General features: G+C 37.1%; 11 protein-coding genes. 6 read left to right on the forward strand and 5 right to left on the reverse strand.

Annotated elements, in window-relative coordinates; translation table 11 throughout:
• Positions 1-148: 148 nt before the first annotated feature.
• The 3 genes from B0E34_RS06665 to B0E34_RS06675 all read left to right on the forward strand — a co-directional run bounded on the left by B0E34_RS06665 (position 149) and on the right by B0E34_RS06675 (position 11,223).
• Positions 149-5,272: a T9SS type A sorting domain-containing protein gene (locus B0E34_RS06665; RefSeq protein ID WP_087708041.1), complete on the forward strand. Its 5,124-nt coding sequence runs from the start codon at positions 149-151 to the stop codon at positions 5,270-5,272.
• Between the two features lie 323 nt (positions 5,273-5,595).
• On the forward strand, positions 5,596-9,114 hold the full coding sequence (locus tag B0E34_RS06670; protein ID WP_087708043.1) for a fibronectin type III domain-containing protein: 3,519 nt from the start codon (positions 5,596-5,598) through the stop codon (positions 9,112-9,114).
• Positions 9,115-9,252: 138 nt separating this feature from the next.
• Complete coding sequence (locus tag B0E34_RS06675) at positions 9,253-11,223, forward strand: T9SS type A sorting domain-containing protein (RefSeq protein WP_087708045.1); 1,971 nt, start codon at positions 9,253-9,255, stop codon at positions 11,221-11,223.
• A 66-nt stretch (positions 11,224-11,289) separates the two neighbouring features.
• On the opposite strand, the gene B0E34_RS21280 is transcribed toward B0E34_RS06675, so the two are convergent.
• Entirely contained in the window at positions 11,290-11,445 is a 156-nt protein-coding gene (locus tag B0E34_RS21280; RefSeq protein WP_165762959.1) for a hypothetical protein, read from the reverse strand.
• A gap of 40 nt (positions 11,446-11,485) precedes the next feature.
• Positions 11,486-12,313 carry an ion transporter gene (locus tag B0E34_RS06680; protein WP_087708047.1) on the reverse strand — a complete coding sequence of 276 codons (828 nt, stop codon included), beginning with the start codon at positions 12,311-12,313 and terminating at the stop codon, positions 11,486-11,488.
• 62 nt (positions 12,314-12,375) lie between these two features.
• Between B0E34_RS06680 and B0E34_RS06685 the strand changes: the two genes are divergently transcribed.
• Together B0E34_RS06685 and B0E34_RS06690 are read left to right on the forward strand one after the other, a co-directional pair.
• Positions 12,376-13,473 (forward strand): Nif3-like dinuclear metal center hexameric protein, encoded by a 1,098-nt coding sequence (locus tag B0E34_RS06685; RefSeq protein ID WP_087708048.1) that lies wholly within the window; start codon positions 12,376-12,378, stop codon positions 13,471-13,473.
• A 3-nt stretch (positions 13,474-13,476) separates the two neighbouring features.
• Positions 13,477-14,253: a zinc ribbon domain-containing protein gene (locus B0E34_RS06690; RefSeq protein ID WP_076392508.1), complete on the forward strand. Its 777-nt coding sequence runs from the start codon at positions 13,477-13,479 to the stop codon at positions 14,251-14,253.
• 458 nt (positions 14,254-14,711) lie between these two features.
• On the opposite strand, the gene B0E34_RS06695 is transcribed toward B0E34_RS06690, so the two are convergent.
• Both B0E34_RS06695 and B0E34_RS06700 read right to left on the reverse strand, forming a co-directional pair.
• Positions 14,712-15,413, reverse strand: coding sequence for a hypothetical protein (locus B0E34_RS06695; protein WP_087708050.1), 702 nt, complete (start codon positions 15,411-15,413; stop codon positions 14,712-14,714).
• Entirely contained in the window at positions 15,397-17,175 is a 1,779-nt protein-coding gene (locus B0E34_RS06700; RefSeq protein WP_087708052.1) for an AMP-dependent synthetase/ligase, read from the reverse strand. Before B0E34_RS06700 ends, B0E34_RS06695 begins: the two co-directional genes overlap by 17 nt.
• Before the next feature lie 242 nt (positions 17,176-17,417).
• On the opposite strand from B0E34_RS06700, the gene B0E34_RS06705 reads away from it, so the two are divergent.
• On the forward strand, positions 17,418-18,557 hold the full coding sequence (locus B0E34_RS06705) for an acyl-CoA dehydrogenase family protein (protein WP_076392514.1): 1,140 nt from the start codon (positions 17,418-17,420) through the stop codon (positions 18,555-18,557).
• Positions 18,558-18,822: 265 nt separating this feature from the next.
• On the opposite strand, the gene B0E34_RS06710 is transcribed toward B0E34_RS06705, so the two are convergent.
• A complete protein-coding gene (locus B0E34_RS06710) occupies positions 18,823-19,773 on the reverse strand; it encodes a DUF4349 domain-containing protein (protein ID WP_087708054.1) in 951 nt (316 codons plus the stop codon).
• Positions 19,774-20,055: the final 282 nt, after the last annotated feature.

Here is a 20,055-nt window from a genome sequence, read left to right on the forward strand (position 1 = left end):
ATGATAAGTTTAATTATTCAAATGATTGTTTAATAATAATGTATTTTATTGGATGTTTTGTTGTCAAATATTAATTATTTATAAAATTTTAGTTAATTTAAATTAATTTATTATAATTTTATATTTCCTAATTTTAATTTAACTATTTATGAACAAAACCTATCTTTGGCTTTTGTTGATCTGCAGTCCCGCAGCAATAAAAGCACAGACCACGTATTATTCGAAGGCTTCTGCAACGGATTTTACAAATGTGGCTTCATGGGGAACCAATACTGACGGAACGGGAACGTCGCCCGGTTCCATTAGTAACGCAGATAATTTTGTAATACAAAATTCATCGGCAATGACGCTTCCCGGAAATGCATCTGTAAGGCAGCTTACCATAAACTCCGGAAGTTTAACAGTGGCTGCAAATACCCTTACAGTGAGTATTGCAAACGCAAATAATTCAAATCTTACCGTCAGTGGAGGAACCTTAACTGTTTCTGGTGGTAATGTGTTGATTAACGGCTATTTAAATTACACGTCTGGTAATTTTAATCAAAGTGGAGGTACAATAACCATTGATCCTAATAATGCAGGAGCTACCGCTACAAGTACTACAAGTAGCCAATATACATTAAATATTACTTCTTCCAATGGAGTAAATTGGACAGGTGGTACTTTGGTTTTAGTAGACCCGCCTGCTTCAACCTCATCTTCGCATTACTCGATTTATTATAACACGTCTGTTTCTTCAGAGGTTTCTTTAAATCATACTTTAAAATTTGGAGATGGCGTTTCAACAGATGCGGGAGGAAATGCAATAGGATTTTACGTATACAATTATGTAGGTGCCGGAAAACTAAATTTTGGCAATGTTGAAATAAATAATCCTTCTGGTACAAACAGAATCGTAAAAGAATATTCATGGAGTAATGGTATAAAGGGGAACTTAACGATTACGGCCGGAGAATTAGACCAGAATTCAATAGCGTTAACCGTTGGTGGTAACTTAGTTAATAATGGGATCCATACAGCAAGTTCCACATTGACATTTGCAATGCCTTCAGGGACATCAAGTGTTGCTAATACAGTTGCTCAAAACATATCAGGAACGGGTGTTTTTAGAAATTCAGCAACAACTTCTACAGCTAATTTTGCAAGTATAACTGTTAATAACTCAAGTGCAGGCGGTGTTACTTTTGCAAATGCCAATTCTTTATTAAGTGGCGCAAATACAGGTACTGTTTCAGGTACATTAACTTTTACAAATGGGGTGGTAAATACGGGTTCTAATACTTTTATATTAGGTGTAAGTGGTACAACTGTTGGTTCACTTTCGTATACTGCAGGAGGATTCAGTTCCGGTTCTACATTCAGCAGATGGTATGGAACAGCAGGATCGGGAACTACTATAGCTGCATCTACAATTCCAACTTCAGGAGCAGGTACTTATCCTTTTGTAATGGGAAATCCTGTAACGGGACTTTCGGTTGATCATTTTCACAGAGCAACCGCAGCTTTAACTACGGCAGGTCAAATGGCGGTTAAGTTTAATGGTGCTGCAGGTAACTCTGCAATAACTCCGTTAACCGAAGGTTCTTTAACATACGACAGACAAACGAATGCGAACTGGGTAGTAACCACTTCCGGAGGATACGCATCTTCTGCTACGCATACTATTGCGATTCAAGGCCAGGGAACATTTACGGCTACTACTCCAAATGTTACGATATTAAATAATGGAGCTTTGGCGGGCACAGCGCAGGCAGGTACAAATCAGCCTATGGGACAGAGAGCTGCGGTTCCGGCGGCAAACATAGCAGCAACATATACATTAGCTTCTGTTACATCTGAAGCACCTATAGAGTCAGCACAATCTGGTCCTTGGGAAAGTACAACTACTTGGGTAGGAGGTGTCGTACCTTCATGTAATAATGCAGCTATTCTTTCAGGACATACGGTAACGGTATCATCTGCTACAACTGCAAATCCAAGTAACGTTATCATTAATCCAGGAGGAACATTAGGAGTAACGGGCGGTTCTATAACAGTAGGTTGTACTAATAAAAATAACTACATTAACAACAATGGCACTTTATCGGTTTCCGGAGGAACATTAGCAGTAAATGGTAATATTAACAATGCTTCCGGTTCTACTTTTGCTCAAAGTGGAGGAAATATTAATGTAGATGGAAACGATGCAGGCGCCACAGCAACAAGTGTAGCTTCTGGTACTAATATAGTAAATATAGCTACCGGAAACGTTACGCTTACCGGTGGAACGCTTACCGTAACAGATCCTCATGCGGCTAACAGTACTACTTCATACGCATTCTCTTATACGGGAGGAACCGCGATTGATAATACAGCGGGATGGACTCTGAAGTTTGGTGACGGATCTTCTGCTGACGCTGGAGGAACTGCTGCAACGGCTTCAACAGTTGGTGGATTTATCTGGAACAATGCAGGAAGTAAAATCTATTTTGATAATGTAATAATAGACGGAGCTTCGGGTACAAACAGATATGTATCAAATTCCTCCACAATCGGTATTAATACATTAACCATTAATGCAAATGGGGAATTCAGAATACCAACTACGGGAGTAAGTATTGGCGGTAACTTTACCAATAATGGAACATTTACCCATACAGCTTCAACTTTAAGTTTCCAGAATTTTAAAAATAATGGAACCGTTTCAGCTTCTACAACGCCGCAGACCGTTTCAGGGACAGGTGTATTCAGAAATAATATTGTTACGGCAAGTTCTACAGCTAATTTTACTTCTGTAACTATTAATAATAGTTCTTCAACAGGGGTTACTTTTGCCAATGCAAACTCTTTATTGAGTGGGGCAAATACAGGAACTGTTTCCGGTACGTTGACATTGACAACAGGTTTCGTGAATACCGGTGCCAATACTTTCGTTTTAGGAATCTCAGCTACATCTAACGGAACTTTATCTTATAGTGCAGGTGGATTCAGTACAGGAAGTACTTTTGCGAGATGGTGGCCTACTACAACAGGTGGAGCAACTATTACAGCGAGCACAACATCTTCAGCAACGACAACAGGTGTTTATCCTTTCGCTGGAGGAACATCAACTGCTTTTGTAGCAAGAAATCTTTATCTGAACCAGACAGCGGCTGCTACTACCGGTGGTAAAATCGCTGTACAATATAATGATGTTGCGGGAACAAATACTGTAAGCATCGTAGACGGAACCTATACTGTAGATACGCAGGCAAAATCCAACTGGGTTGTTTCTCAGACAGGGATTACAGGAACGCCTACTTATTCTATGGCAATAAACGGACAAAATATTTATACTGCTGCTAACGGCAACAGCAGAATTACTTTAGCATCTGCTCCGGCTTTCGGAACACATCAAACAGGGACAAGCTATGTAAATGCGCAAAGAACCGTTCTTCCATTGGCTAATTTAGCGGATACTTACTATTTAGGTATTGCAGCTTCAGACATTCCTTTTATATCTGTAGCAAATGGTAACTGGAATGCTTCCTCAACTTGGAATAAAGGAGCTGTTCCTGCTTGTACAGATGTGGTACAAATTGCTGCAGGTACTACGGTAACGGTAAATTCTGCAGGAAATGTTTCTAAAAATGTTACCATTAATACAGGAGGAACACTGGTAAATGCATCCGGTGATCTTACGGTAGGTTGTACTCTTAAAAATAATTCATTAGTAAATAATGGAACATTAACAATTTCAGGTGGGATATTAAATGTAAATGGTAACGTAAATAATGTAAATGGATCAACATTTAATCAATCAGGTGGAGATATTATTGTTGATGGTAATGACGCAGGTGTAGCGGCTAATTCTGTTGCTTCCGGTACTAATATCTTTGGTTTTGGTACTTCAGGAACAGGTGCTACATTAAATTTAACAGGCGGTAGAATTGTTATTGTAGATCCGCATGTTGCAACTTCATCAGCAGGAGGTACTTCAAATGGACACGCTTTCGCTTATTGGGGTAATGGTTACCGTGCAGGAGTAAATCATACAGTTCAATTAGGAGACGGAGTGTCTACTGATGCAGGTGGAAACACGAGTGGTCTTCAGTATAATACTTGGCCAGGAACGGGATATTTTATTGCAGGTAATTTAGTTATTAATTTATCTGCAGGTACAAACAGATTTGTTGTGCCTCCATATACAGTAGGTGTTGAAAAAGATTTAACAGTTACTTCAGGTGAGTTAAGATTATCTGGTTCAAAAATTAACGGAAATATTGTCAATAATGGTACGCTTACTTCTACTGGTACTTTAGAATTGGCACAATGGGGATCGGATTTAGCATCTTCTACTTCTAGCGTGGCATCTACAAATACACAGACTATATCTGGTACAGGTGTATTCAGAAATTTAGCAACATCTCCTACAGCTAACTTAACTAGTTTAACTGTAAATAATGCAAGTACCGGAGGTGTTACATTGAATGCACCATTATCAGTAAGTGGAACTTTAACACTTACAGCAGGTAAAGTTAATACAACTTCAACTAATTTATTGACATTAGGAACTGCAACAGCGGCAGGAACTTTATCAGGAGGATCAGCTACGGCTTATATTACAGGTCCATTTGCCAGAACAATTGCTTCTGCGAATGCAAATACAAACTATATACTATACCCTGTAGGTAAATCTGCTTATGCTCCAGTTTCATTGGCTCCTGCAACTACAGCAGTAACTATCATGAAAGCGGAAGCATTTGATTCCAACTCTGGAACAGCAGGCTCTGGTACTCAAAACTTATCTTCTGCAAGAAGATGGGAAGCTCCGTTGGTATCTGGTACATTCTCTACAATCAATGTAAGATTAGGAGATGCTGCAATTACAAGTAGTAGTTTTCCGGTAATAGCGACAACAGCCAATGGAGTATATGATAGTTTATTTGGTACTACAGCTACTTATGCTGCAGGTACACCAAATACTACGCAATCTAACACCGCATTAGCAAGCACCAGTTATACAGGTTTCCTTTCCTATGCGGAAATGGCTCCTACATTGGGTACAGGCGAAATCTTGTATAAAGATAAAGGAATTAAAGTTTATCCTAATCCGTTTACAGATGTGCTGAATATTTCAGATATATCTAATGTGAAATCTGTGTTCATCGTAGATGTTGCAGGAAGATTGGTAAAAACTATTGCAAACCCCGCTTCGCAATTACAGTTGGGAGAGCTTAAAGAAGGATTGTATTTAGTTACTCTTGAAATGAAAGATGGTTCAAGGAAAACTGTAAAAGCAATTAAAAGATAATTTATTATCAAATAATACTTAATAATAGCGGCTGATTTATCAGTCGCTATTTCTTTTACCTAAAAACCAATAGATTTTTTAAAATAATTTATTTTATTACTTGTTGTAAATCAATGATTTGTGATTAATTTTTAACTTTCTGAAAAACAGTAATTTGCAACTAAGTGTTAAATTAGGTTTTATTTAAATATTTAAATGATTGTTTAATAAATAGTTTGATAATTGTTCATTATATTATTAAATATTAATTATTTGTCAAATTTTGGTTAATTAAATTAAAATTTATTTTTACTTTTACATCACCTAATTTTATTTTTTTACGCATGAAAAAACTTTTACTGATGTGTTTGATGTTCCTCTATGCAGGCATCATGGCGCAAACCACAGTAACAATAGGTTCGGGAGCCAGTACAGCTTCGGCTGGTACAAATGGCGATCCTATCTATCGTTCCAGTGGTACGAGTTCATTTCATCATTCAAAATCTATACAGTTGCTTACGGCAGCGGATTTGAGTGGTGCATCTGTTGTTCCTGGAGCAACCATTAACAGTATTGCCTATAATAAGAGTACGGCGTTTAATGTGTCGGGCAGTAATGCATGGACACTCAATGTCTATCTTAAAAATAGTGCTGCTACTGCTTTAGCAAGTGGTACTGCCTGGAGTACTATGATTGGAGGGGCAACTTTATTTTATAGTGCTACAATAAATAGTACTAACAATTTTCCTGCTGCTGCAGGCTGGGTAACCTTTAATAATAATACATCAAACACTTTCAGCTATACAGGAGGTGCTATTGAAGTATATATTGAATGGGTTCCTTCCGGTACCTTGGCAACTCCATTTACAGGAGGTGCATTCCAATGGTTATATGATACTACAACTACTGCTCAGGCGATGGGAACCAGTGCTTCATCTGCAATTGCAGCTACAACTACTAGTTATACCACTCAAACGAGAAGGTATCAGACACAATTAACCTACACTGCAACAGCTTGCTCTGGTACTCCTAACCCTGGGAATACATTAGCAACGGCAACAAGTACACAGTGTTCTTCCCCGTATTCTACGACGCTGAGTCTGCAGAATTCTACGGTTGGATCAGGGGTTAGTTATCAATGGTACGATAATGCAGGTGCAATTACGGGTGCTACAACATCTACTTACACAACAACTGTAAGTGCTGCTAATTCATTCTACTGTGCTGTTACATGTTCAGGTTCGGGAGTGACTACCAATTCAACTCCTGTTTCTGTTTCTGCTCCGGCTGCGGCAATATCAACTTTCCCATGGACTGAAAATTTTGATAGCATGACAACAGTTGGAAACGGAATTACTCCAAGTTGTTGGGCAACAAGTGGAGGTTTAAGCTCTTCTTATCTGTTTACAAGTCAGACTGCATCTGGAAATACTTACAATGATCCTAGGTCTGCTCCTAACTATATGACTATTTATTATCCTACTACGGCTGCATATTTATGGACTCCTTCATTTAATCTTACAGCAGGTCAGTCATATGATTTTTCATTCTATTGGGTTGGAGATGGATTAACGGGATGGCAGAATGAAGTATTGGTAAATAATGCTCAATCTTCTACAGGAGCAACAAGCCTTAGTACATTCCTTACTTCAACGCAAACAGCAACGGGAGGTTCAAATAGTACCAATTATACCAAAGTTACGGTAACATATGTACCAACAACTTCAGGGGTATATACATTTGGTGTAAAAGCTTACGTAACATCTACTGCACCATACTATATGGGGTTTGATGATTTTAAATTAGAATTAACGCCAGCTTGTACTGAGCCAACAGTACTTACTTCTTCTGCAATTACAGCTTCAGGTGCTACCGTTTCTTGGACGGCTGCTACACCAGCTCCTGCAAATGGATATAATATTTATTACAGTACAACCAACACAGCGCCTACTGCTACTACAACGCCTACCGCTAGTGTTGCAGCAGGAGTTACAACTTATGGCTTAACAGGTCTTACGGCTAACACAACTTATTACGTATGGGTTCGTTCTAATTGCGGTTCCGGATCTACAAGTTCTTGGGCAGGTCCTTTGAGCTTCACAACTGCATGTACATCTACAACTGTTCCTTATGTTCAGGATTTTGAAAGTGTAACAACACCTGCATTACCTTCTTGTACTTCTTCAGAAAATGCAGGAACAGGAAATAACTGGACAACAAGTTCTCCGGCTGGTTATGGATTTACTACTAAAGCGCTTACTTATCTGTACAATTTTAGTAATGATGCAAATGCTTGGTTCTATACTCAGGGAATCAACTTAACAGCAGGAGTTTCTTACAGAATTAAGTATACATATGGAAACAACAGTACAACGTATGTTGAAAAACTAAAGGTTGCTTATGGTACTTCAGCGAATAATGCCAGTATGACAAATGCTTTAGCAGATCACCCAAGTATTAATACTGCAACTGCAGCAACTAACTTTGTAGACTTTACACCTACTGCATCTGGAGTTTATTATTTTGGATTTAATGCATACTCAGTAAGTAATCAATATAATTTATACGTAGATGATATTAACATTAATATTACTCCTACATGTTCAGAGCCTTCAGCGGTTACAGTACCTGCTGCAACTTTAACGTATAATTCTGCTGTTGTAAACTGGACTGCACCAAATCCTGTACCTGCGAATGGTTATGATGTGTATTATAGTACAACAAATACAGCTCCGACTGCTACTACAACGCCTACAATTTCTGGCTTAACTGCTACAACAACTACATTGCCTAACTTAGCATCTGCTACAGCTTATTATTTCTGGGTGAGATCTAGTTGTAGTGCTGCAGATCAGTCAATCTGGGTTCCTGTAACGTTCACGACAAAATCTTTCTGTCCTACTGTTACTGCACCTTCTGCTGCTGCAACAAACGTTTCTGTAACACCTACATTTACCTGGACTGCTGTAACCGGAGTTTCCGGCTATAAACTTTCTATTGGTACTTCAGCTGGTGCTTCCAATATTATGAATGCTCAGGATTTAGGAAATGTAACATCGTATACACTTCCAACTGCATTAAGTTATAATACAACTTATTATTATACCTTAAATGCGTATGATGCTATGTCTACATCTCAGGGATGCTCCGAAAGAAGCTTTACAACAGCACCTCCACCGCCTGCAAACGATGAATGTTCTGGTGCTATTGCTTTAACGCCTGGTGGTACTTTTGCACAAAATGCTGTAACTGCTACAAACTCTGGTGCTACGGCTACATCTGATGCTACGGCTACACATTCTTGCCAGACAACTGGTTACAGAGATGTATGGTATTCTGTAGTGGTTCCTGCAAGTGGAAATATTACAATTGAAACTCAATCTGTTTCTGGTTCCAATGTTACAGATACTGTTTTAGGTGTTTACAGTGGAAGCTGTGGAGCACTTACACAAATTGGCTGTGATGATGATAGCTCTTCAGACGGTAACTTCTCTTTAGTAGCTCTTACAGGATTAACGCCGGGATCTACGTTGATGGTGGGTGTTTGGAATTATTCTTCCACTACAACAGGTCAGTTTAAAGTATCTGCTTATGACGCATCATTGGTTTTAGCAACAAACGAAGTAAAAGATGCTAAAAATAACATCAAAGTTTATCCTAATCCATTCTCAGATATATTGAATATTTCCGATGTAGCGAATGTGAAAAACGTATTGGTTACAGATATCGCGGGAAGATTGGTGAAAACTATTGCAAATCCTACTTCAGAACTTCATTTAGGAGAATTGAAACAAGGAATGTATTTAGTTACCCTTGAGATGAAAGATGGTTCTAAACAAACGATAAAAACTATTAAAAAATAATTTTTAATACGTTTTATAAATAATAATAGCGACTAATATTTTTAGTCGCTATTTTTTTATCAATAAACTTTAAAATTAATGTTAAAATTTAAATATTATTGTTAAATTAGTACTCAATCAACAAAATATAGATAGTTTATGACAAAATTTTTACTCTCATGCTTATTATTTTTAAGTATGACTTTTTCAGCCCAGATTACTTTGGGTTCAGGGAGTACAGATGTTGGGGTAGCTCCAATAAGTACGTATTACGGTTATTCTTATGTACAGCAGATTTTCACAAAGCAGGAAATTAACGCCAATGCAGCAGGGAATATTACAGGACTCAAGTTCTATATAGACCCTTCAATGTCAATTTCAAACTCTTCACAATGGGTAGTTTATCTAGGGCTCACCAACAAAACATCCTTCAGCTCCGATTCAGACTGGATTCCCGGAGCTCAGTTAACGCAGGTTTTTTCCGGAACTGTAAGCAATAACAACGGAGTTATCGAAGTAGTTTTTCCAACGCCTTTCGCTTACAATAATACTTCTAATCTTGTTATTGCGGCAGAGGAAAACTCTGCAGGTTATGATAATAATGATTTCGATGAGGCAACATATGTGTACAGTGGAGCGCAAAATTCTACGATTTATTATAAAGATGATTTTACAAATCCGGATCCGGCATCACCGCCTGCTACAGGAAACCTTGTAAATTATAAATCCGTTGTTACCATTGAAGGACTGGCTTCCAATCCTGTTCCTGCTTGCCCGATTGTTACCTATCCGGCAAATAATGCTACATTTATTCCTTTAACTCCTACCATCACATGGAACAATACAGCAGGAGCAACGAGCTATAAAGTTTCTATCGGAACTTCTCCAGGAGGAACGAGTATAGCGAATCAGGTTTCTGTAACAACCAATAGTTATACACCTTCAGCCACATTGGCTCCGAATACAACCCATTACGTTAAAATCGTAGCAGTAGGTTCGGGAGGAGAATCTTCAGGATGTACAGAGCAGATGTTTACTACTGCACCGCCGCCACCGGCTAATGATGAATGCGCCACAGCAATTACAATTCCTGTAAACCCGAATCTGAACTGCGGAACAGTAACTGCAGGGTATACAATTGGCGCAACAGATTCAGGAACTGCTCCAAGTCCATGTTATGGACAAGCAGATGATGATGTTTGGTTTAAATTTGTAGCCACTGCTACAACTCATAAAATATCTCTTCTTAATATTACCTCTGTAGGAAGTACAGCGGGAGATACAGATACTTATTTTCAGGTATTCAGCGGAGGTTGTGGAGCACTATCAAGCATTTTGTGTTCAGATCCGCCTTCGGGAGTTGTATCGGGTCTTACGGTAGGAGAAACATATCTGTTGAGAGTGTACAGTTATTATGGTGCAGGAAGTAACCAGAGCTTTAATATCTGCGTAGGAACTTTCCCTCCGCCACCGGCAAATGATGCTTGTTCCGGAGCATTATCTGCTACTGCTTTCCCTTACACTTACGCGCAAAACGATGGAGCGGGAGCTACCAATAACTCGGGAATTGTAAGCGTATGTTCTAATGAAATGAATGACGGAACCTGGTTTACTTTTACAGGGGACGGAAGTACATTTAATATTAATGTAACGATGCCTGCAGGAAGTGATTTTGATCCTCAGATCGGGGTGTATAGCGGAAATTGTTCTGCATTAAACTGCGAAAGTACAGTAGATGATGGTGGACAGGGAGGTGCTGAAACAGTTTCTGTTCCTACACTTGCAGGAAATACCTATTATGTAAATGTTGGTCATTACAGTGGTTGGTCAGATGAGCCGGAAGGAGCATTTACCATTAACATTACGAAAAATAATTTAGCAACTTCCGAAGTGGCAGCCAATAAAAATACCATTAAAGTATTTCCAAATCCTTTCAGGGATGTTGTTAATATTTCTGATATAGCAAAAGTAAAATCAGTTTCTGTAACAGATGTTTCAGGAAGACTGATAAGAGTTATCGAAAATCCTACTTCTGAGATTCATTTGGGAGAATTGAAACAAGGGGTATATTTTCTGATGTTGGATATGAAAGATGGGTCTAAACAGGTCGTAAAAACAATTAAAAAATAAAGAAAATTTAACCATAATAAAAGGCGGTCTGTAAGGATCGCCTTTGTTATTTTAAATGAAAAAACTTTATTTATTGGGAACAGGCTGAATTTCACCCGTCGTCATGCTATCAAAAATAGCAGGGAAAAACATAACAAGGATAAAATAAACCACGATCACAAGTGCGATCAATGAAATAAGGATAATTACTAAGCTGTTCGGTTTGTTTTTATTAGGTTCCATGATTTTTGTGGTGTTTCGTTAATAGATCATTATATTTTTACTAAGCCAATTTCTTGCCACACTGTTTGCAATACCTTGCATCATCATCAATATCTTCATTTCCGCATCGGTCGCACACTTTTTCCAGATTCTGTCTTTTGTTTCTCATCTCGGCAGTTACAATTCCGGTAGGAACAGCAATAATGGAATAACCGGCAAGCATTAAAACAACAGCAAAAAATTTCCCCATCGGAGTAATCGGGGAAACGTCGCCATAACCAACCGTTGTAACAGTAACAACCGCCCAGTAAATTGCCTGTGGAATAGTTTCAAACCCCTGTCTTCCGCCTTCCACCATAAACATCAGTGAGCCGACAATCACGGAGAAAATAATTAAAAATAAAAGGAAAATATAAATTTTTCTTGAGCTGTTTTTTAATGCCCTCACAATTACAGAGCCATCATTCATGAAGTCCATTAAGTTGAAAACCCTGAAAACTCTCAGCATTCTCAGCATTCTGAAAATCAGGAAATATTTGGTGACGGGAAAAATAAAGCTCAGATAAAAAGGAATTAATGCCAGAAAATCGATAATTCCGAAAAAACTGAAAATATAGTTTCTTTTGTTTTTCACTACGGCAATTCTCGAAAAATATTCCGCAGAAAAAAATATGGAAATAATCCATTCCATAATAATGAATGTATAATGAAACCTTTTATCAAGCTTCGGAACACTTTCCATCATGATAATAGCGGTACTGATGAGGATCAGCAACAATAAAATAATATCAAAAAGCTTTCCGAGCCTTGTGTCGGAGCGGTATATGATGCGATAAAGGTGTCTTTTCCAGAGAGCATCTTCGGGAATAAGATTGTGCTCTTTTTCCATTTTTCGATGTTTTTTTAAAATTAACAAATTATCCCTATTTTCGTACCAAACATAGACAATAAATGACAATAAGTAAGGTAATTGCCAAAATAGAAGAAAGAATTCCTTTGCAGCAGGCAGAAGATTTTGATAATGTAGGTTTGTTGTGTGGCGTTCCGGACAGAAATGTCTCCGGAATTCTGGTATGTCATGATGCATTGGAAAACGTTGTGGATGAAGCCATTGAAAAGAACTGTAATTTGATTGTATGTTTTCATCCGATCATTTTCTCGGGACTGAAATCTTTAACAGGGAAAAACTATGTAGAGAGAGCTGTTTTAAAAGCTATTGAAAATAAAATTGCCATCTATGCCATTCATACCGCTTTCGATAATGATTTTTTTGGGGTTAACCGTGGAATCTGTGATCAGTTGGGATTAAAAAATTTAAAAATTCTTCAGCCTAAAAAAAATAATCTGAAACAGCTTACGGTTTTCGTTCCGAAAGATTATTCTGAAAAAGTAAAGGAAGCATTATTTTCGGCAGGTGCAGGAAATATCGGATTTTATGACGAATGCAGTTTCAAAATCAACGGAAATGGAACGTTCCGACCGATTGAAGGTTCAAATCCGTTTTCGGGACAGCAGAACATCCGTGAGAATGCAGATGAGGATATGGTTTCTGTAATTTTTGAGGATTACAAACAGGGACAGATCGTTAATGCAATGAAAACGGCACATCCGTATGAGGAAGTTGCCCACCAGATTTACAGCCTTGAAAATACCAACCATTATTCAGGATTGGGAATGTATGGTGATCTTGATGAGCCGATGGATGAAAAAGATTTTCTGAAATTTGTAAAAGGAAAATTCAGTCTGGAGATGATCCGTCATTCAGGATTTAATAATAAAAAAATTAAAAGAGTAGGAGTTCTGGGCGGTTCGGGCGCAAGCGGAATCCGTTCTGCAATTTCCAAAAAATGTGATGCTTATCTTACGGGAGACGTAAAATATCACGATTTTTTCCTTGCCGATTCGAAAATGATGATTTGTGATATCGGGCATTTTGAATCAGAACAATTTGTAACTCAACAATTATTTGAAATATTGTCACAAAAATTTAGTACATTTGCAATCTCAAAATCTATTGAGAAAACAAACCCGGTAAATTATTTCATTTAAAATATGGCAAAAACCAACGATATTTCAGTTGAAGAGAAGTTAAGAGCTTTATACGATTTGCAGATCATTGATTCTAGATTGGACGAAATCCGAAATACAAGAGGAGAATTGCCAATCGAAGTAGAGGATCTTGAGATTGAAATCGAAGGTCTTGAAAAAAGAGCTGAAAAATTTCATGCAGAAATCAAAGATCAGGACGACCAGATCAAAACAAAGCATGAAGTAATAAACCATGCAAAAACTTTAATTGAAAAATACAAATCTCAGCAGGATAATGTAAGAAACAATAAAGAGTTTGAAGCGTTAGGAAAGGAGATTGAATATCAGGAGCTTGAAATCCAGCTTGCAGAGAAGAGAATTAAAGAATTCGGTGCTAAAATAGGTCACAAAAACGAAACGTTAAGCGAATTGAACTCAAAAATTGATGAGCTTAAAAATCACCTTAAATTCAAGAAAGAAGAATTGGAAGGTCTTATCTCTGAAACTCAGAAAGAAGAAGAATATCTTATCGAGAAATCAAAAGAATTTTCTGAGAAAATTGATGAGAGATTATTGGCTTCATACAACAGAATCCGAACAAACTCTCCAAACGGTCTTGCTGTTGTAGGATTGGAAAGAGGTGCTCCAAAAGGGTCATTCTTCACTATTCCGCCGCAAAAGCAGATGGAAATTGCGCAGAGAAAGAAAATCATCATCGATGAGCATTCAGGAAAAATCCTTGTTGACGACGAGTTGGTAATGGAAGAAAACGAAAGAATGAAATCTGTAATTAAATTTTAATTACTTACGATTTTAAAGATATAAAGCTGTTTCAATTTTGAGACAGCTTTTTTTGCTTTAAACACTAATTGCGCAAATGTTTCGCAAATAGCACAATTTAATATTGAAGTTTTTTAAAGTAAAAGAGCTTTATTCCTTTAGGAGCGGAATCTTTGTAGAAATAAGAGCAAGTCTATCAATCAATCCGCAGGGTTGATATCTATAATAGGATAAATGTTCTAAAGATAGCGTTCCTACGGAACGCCGAATTTCCTTCTAATATGATGTCTACACAGATAAAACTCTATAGAGTTTAAAAAAAATAAATATAAACCACATGATATTTGTGATTACAAAGAAAAAGAATATTTAAAAACATTTATTCAATGGAAAACTTAAATAGCTTTATTTTGAAATAATTAGATAGAGTCATTCGTGAAAATATTTGTGGAATTCGTGTTAAAAATAAGGCGAAAAAATTATTTTTTTGCATCCATATTGTCTGCAGACTTATAATAAAATTTGAGTTCTTTGCACAGCGCAATAATGGCAGCCTTTCCTTTGGGCGTAAAACCGGTAAAAGAATATTCGTCATCAGTTCCTTTGTTGAAAAACCTATGACGTCGAGCTGGAATATCAATTTCTGAAGTAGAACCATTGCAATCCAGACAAATACTCATCTGGTTGATTTTTTTATTGTCCTTAAAAAACACCAAACCTAAATGCGGATTAAAACACGCTGCAGAAGCTTCTCCATAACTGGATTTTTTCGCTAAAGCCTTTAAAATTTTATCAGCCTGTTCCTGTGACAGAAACTGCTGTTTTTCTATGATGGGAATGAAGTTTCCCTGTTTATCAATCGGTGCATCGTACATTTCTTCATCACCCCTGAAATCGTATGCTATAATTTTGTCATAATCAAGCGTACTGAAAGGAATTCCATTACTTTTGTTAGGCTTGATACTTGGTGAAGATTTCACATAATCCATAAGTTCCGTTCTGCAGATTCCTTTAATTTTTGGTATATCAGAAACAATTTGAGCAGAATCTTTTTTGGAAGATATCTTTGTGCTGTCGGTATGTTTTTCACAGGATGAAAATAAAATTACCGATCCAAAAATGATGAATCGGTTAATTTTGTTTTTCTTTATTTTCGATAAGAATTTATTCCTTATGCTCATACATCTTATTGTAAAGATCGATGAATTTCTCTTTAATCGCTTTTCTTTTCAGCTTTAAAGTTGGCGTTAAAAGACCGGCATCAATGCTCCAGATTTCCGGGGTAAGCTCAATTTTTTTGATCTGTTCCCAGTTTCCTAAATGTTGGTTGATATCGTCAATCTCTTTTTTAATTCTTTCTTTTAATTCCGCACTTTTGGCAATTTCCTGTGGAGTGGAACCTACATTCAGATTGTTTCTGGATGCCCAGCTTTTTGCAAATTCAAAATCTGGCTGTACCAATGCGCAAGGCATTTTTTCGCCGTCTCCGACAACCATGATCTGCTCGATAAACTTTGAAGCTTTTGCTAAATTTTCTATGGTCTGCGGCGCAATATATTTTCCTCCCGAAGTCTTGAACATCTCCTTTTTACGGTCGGTGATCTGTAAAAACCCGTCGTTGTCGATATGTCCGATGTCACCCGTTCTGAAATAGCCATCTTCTGTAAAGACTTCTTTCGTCATTTCTTCATTTTTAAAATAGCCTTTAAAAATAGAAGGACCTTTTACTGTAATTTCTCCGTCTGCCTGAATTTTAACACTCAGATTGTCAAGAGGTAAACCTACGGTTCCGATTTTCATTTTGCTGAAAGAATTTACCGAAATTACAGGTGAAGTTTCCGTTAATCCATATCCTTCCAGAATAGGAATTCCTGCATTCTGGAACATTAAATTCAGTCTTGTAGATAAAGCTGCAGAACCGGAAACCAAAGTAATGATTTCACCGCCTAAACCTTCTCTCCACTTTTTAAACACCAGTTTGTCGGCAATAATTTCCTTTAATCCGGATGGTTTTGAAACACTTTTCTTTTTAGAAATCAGATCCAGTGCCCAGAAAAAGATCTTCTGTTTCAGTCCTCCCGCGGAAGAACCTGTGGCGTAGATTTTATCATACACTTTTTCCACAAGTCTCGGTACCACGCTCATGTAATGAGGTTTTACTTCTTTTACGTTTTCTCCCATCTTTTCGATGCTTTCCGCGAAATAAATCGAAAAACCGTTGTACTGGAAAAGATAGAAAAGCATTCTTTCGAAAATATGGCAGATCGGAAGGAAACTCAGAACCCTTGTATCTTTATAATCCAGACTTTTCTTTTTAGGAATTCTCGGGATTGCCCCTAATACATTCGAAACAATATTATGGTGAGTCAGCATTACTCCTTTCGGTTTTCCTGTGGTTCCCGAAGTGTAAATAATCGTTGCCAGATCTTCAGGATTAATAGCATTTGAAAGATCTTCCACTTCAATCTGCGTAGAATCATCTTCGCCAAGATCCAGTATTTCTTTCCAGTTAGCAGCTCCCGAAACATTATCGAAAGTAAAAACGCCCTGTAATGAAGGAATGTTATGTTTTACTTTTACTACCTTGTTCAAAAGATCCTTATCAGACACAAAACAGTACTTAATTTCTGCATTGGTAAAGATAAATTCATAATCTTCGGGAGAAATACTCGGATAAACGGGAACAGAAACCACCCCGATCTGCGAAAGTCCGAGATCCATAATCGCCCATTCTGTTCGGGAATTAGTGGTGATTAAAGCGATTTTGTCACCAGGTTTTATGCCAAGTTTTAAAAGTCCTCTTGATATCTTATTGGCTTCATTGATAAACTCTTGCGTGGAAGTTTTCTTCCATTCACCATGGTATTTGGTTACAAACATATCCGACTTCGGATACGTTTTCAATGCATATTGAGGAATATCAAATAATCTTTTGATTGTCATGATTTTTTAAGTAATTGTTAAAGGATTTTAAATATAAGCATTTTTTTTAATTGTGGAAATTGGAAGTGATTATTTAGAAATTAATAAAATGTATGCCATAATATATTTAATAATTCAAACTTAATATATATATGATGAAAATTTAAAAATTGAGATATTTCGTTGTTTTTATCTAATTTATGATTCTATTTTCAGATTTGCCCAAAAAGTGTAAATTAGCGACCATCTAATTATTCAATGTTATGGACTTTAATTTATCAGAAGAACAGCTGATGATTCAGCAGGCAGCAAGAGATTTTGCGCAAAGCGAGCTTTTACCGGAAGTAATCGAAAGAGACCGCGACCAGAAGTTTCCTGCAGAACAGGTAAAGAAAATGGGGGAAATGGGACTTATGGGGATGATGGTGGATCCTAAATACGGCGGTGCCGGAATGGACAGCGTTTCTTACGTTCTTGCAATGGAAGAAATTGCAAAAATAGATGCTTCTGCGGCTGTGGTAATGTCTGTAAACAACTCATTGGTTTGTGCAGGTCTTGAGAAATTTGCTTCTGAAGAGCAGAAAGTAAAATATCTTACCCCTTTGGCAAGCGGACAGGTAATCGGAGCTTTTGCTTTGTCTGAGCCTGAAGCAGGTTCTGATGCAACTTCCCAGAAAACAACTGCGGAAGATAAAGGAGATTATTACCTTTTAAACGGGATCAAAAACTGGATCACAAACGGTGGAACAGCATCTTACTATATTGTAATTGCACAGACAGATCCTGAGAAAAAGCATAAAGGAATCAACGCTTTCATCGTAGAAAGAGGTTGGGAAGGTTTCGAGATCGGTCCGAAAGAAGATAAACTGGGAATCAGAGGAAGCGATACACATTCTTTGATCTTCAATAACGTAAAAGTACCGAAGGAAAACAGAATCGGGGAGGACGGTTTCGGATTCAATTTCGCGATGGCTGTTCTGAACGGTGGTAGAATCGGGATTGCTTCTCAGGCTTTAGGAATTGCTTCCGGAGCTTACGAACTGGCTTTGAAATATGCTAAAACAAGAAAAGCGTTTAAAACAGAAATCATCAATCATCAGGCGATTGCTTTCAAATTGGCAGATATGGCAACTCAGATCACAGCAGCAAGAATGCTTTGCTTCAAGGCGGCTGTAGAAAAAGACGCTGGAAAAGATATCTCTGAAAGCGGAGCAATGGCAAAATTATACGCTTCTCAGGTGGCAATGGATACTACGATTGAAGCTGTACAGATCCACGGTGGATACGGATATGTGAAAGAATATCACGTAGAAAGAATGATGAGAGATGCCAAAATCACTCAGATCTACGAAGGAACTTCTGAAATCCAGAAGATCGTTATTTCAAGAAGCATTGCAAAGTAATTGCTTAATTATATATGAAATAGTAAAAGGCTTCCGAATTTGGAAGCCTTTTTACATTCACACGAACCACAAAATATAATATATAAAATTTTTTGTCTGCTTTATTTATCTTTTTGATTGGATTTTTTTATTAAGGTTAAATCAGTGCTCTTTTTATCAGATATGATGACATATCAAAAATATCAATAAGAATTATTAGATAAGAGATTATATGATTAAAATAATATTAAAATTAAAATCCATCACAAAGGATGGACTTTCGAAATTAATGGGCATCATGATTGGTTGTGTTTTTACCCCTCTTTTTATAAAAATAATATCCGATTCCGGCAATTAAAAACAATGGCCAAAGCGGCAGAATAAACAGGAAAATAGAAGTAATGACACTCCATCCTGAAGAAACGGCGGCTAAAGACTTTTCACCAAAAGTTTCCGGAGCTTTATGAGCGTTATCCAAAAGAGAGATCCTGATATCACAAAGCGTGTTGTTATAATAGTCACTTCCTTTTACTTCTATGTTTTTACTTTCAATATCGCCGATATTGTTGCTTAAATCATCGATCAGTTGATCAAAATTCTGCAGAGGAACTTTAATCTGAAGATAATATGCTTTTTGATCCACCATTTCTGAAGATCTGTCATCGGAAGGTTCTGCTGCAACATAAGTGAGCTCTTCCTTAGTAACGGCACCATTATTTTTAACAGTTTCCTGTCGTATAATTTCCCTTACAATTTCCGCATTGTCTGCATTCATGGTTAAATAGCCCGATTTTACCATTTTATTTTTCAGAACATTCAGTTCGTAATTTTCACTTTTTGGTTTGTCTTTATAAACGATTTTGGTTTCTTTAATCACTTTCGGAGCGGGAACATTCACCACAATTTTTTCTTCTTTTTTAGCCGAATCCTTTTTCTCCGTTTTCGATTCCAGTTTTACGGAAGAAATTTTCTCAGATAAAGAATCTACCATTTTGGAAGTATTTTCAATCTTGTCTTTCACTTCATTTTTAGCGTTTTCAAAATCTTTAATTTTTACATTGGCAGAATCCAGTGCAACATTGGCTTTTTCGCTTACGTCATTAATTTTTTCAGAGGTCGCAGAAATCGTACTGTCTGCTGATTGTACTGCATCTTCAATTTTAGATGTTGCCGCTTCTCCTTTTTTACACATGATAAACGTGCTTGATACAGCAACGAGTAAGATGAACTTTTTCATAACATTAATTTTTTCGATGAGGTAAAATTAGGAGGGAAGTTTTTGTAAAGATTGTAAAGGAATTGTTTTGCTTATGTAAATTGATAAGGAGTTGAATTTTAGTATTTTGTAAAATAAAAAAATACTGTTTTACAAAGTTTTTTTAATCTTTGATTTCTTTTTCTTAATTAAATCTTATCTGAATTTAATTTTCAGCACTGTCATTTTGAACGAAACAAAGTAAAGTCGAAAAATCTCAGATACCCTCAAGATACTTCACGTATAAAAGTTTCATTTAATTTC

Source organism: Chryseobacterium mucoviscidosis (assembly GCF_002177115.1).
GTDB classification, from domain to species: domain Bacteria; phylum Bacteroidota; class Bacteroidia; order Flavobacteriales; family Weeksellaceae; genus Chryseobacterium; species Chryseobacterium mucoviscidosis.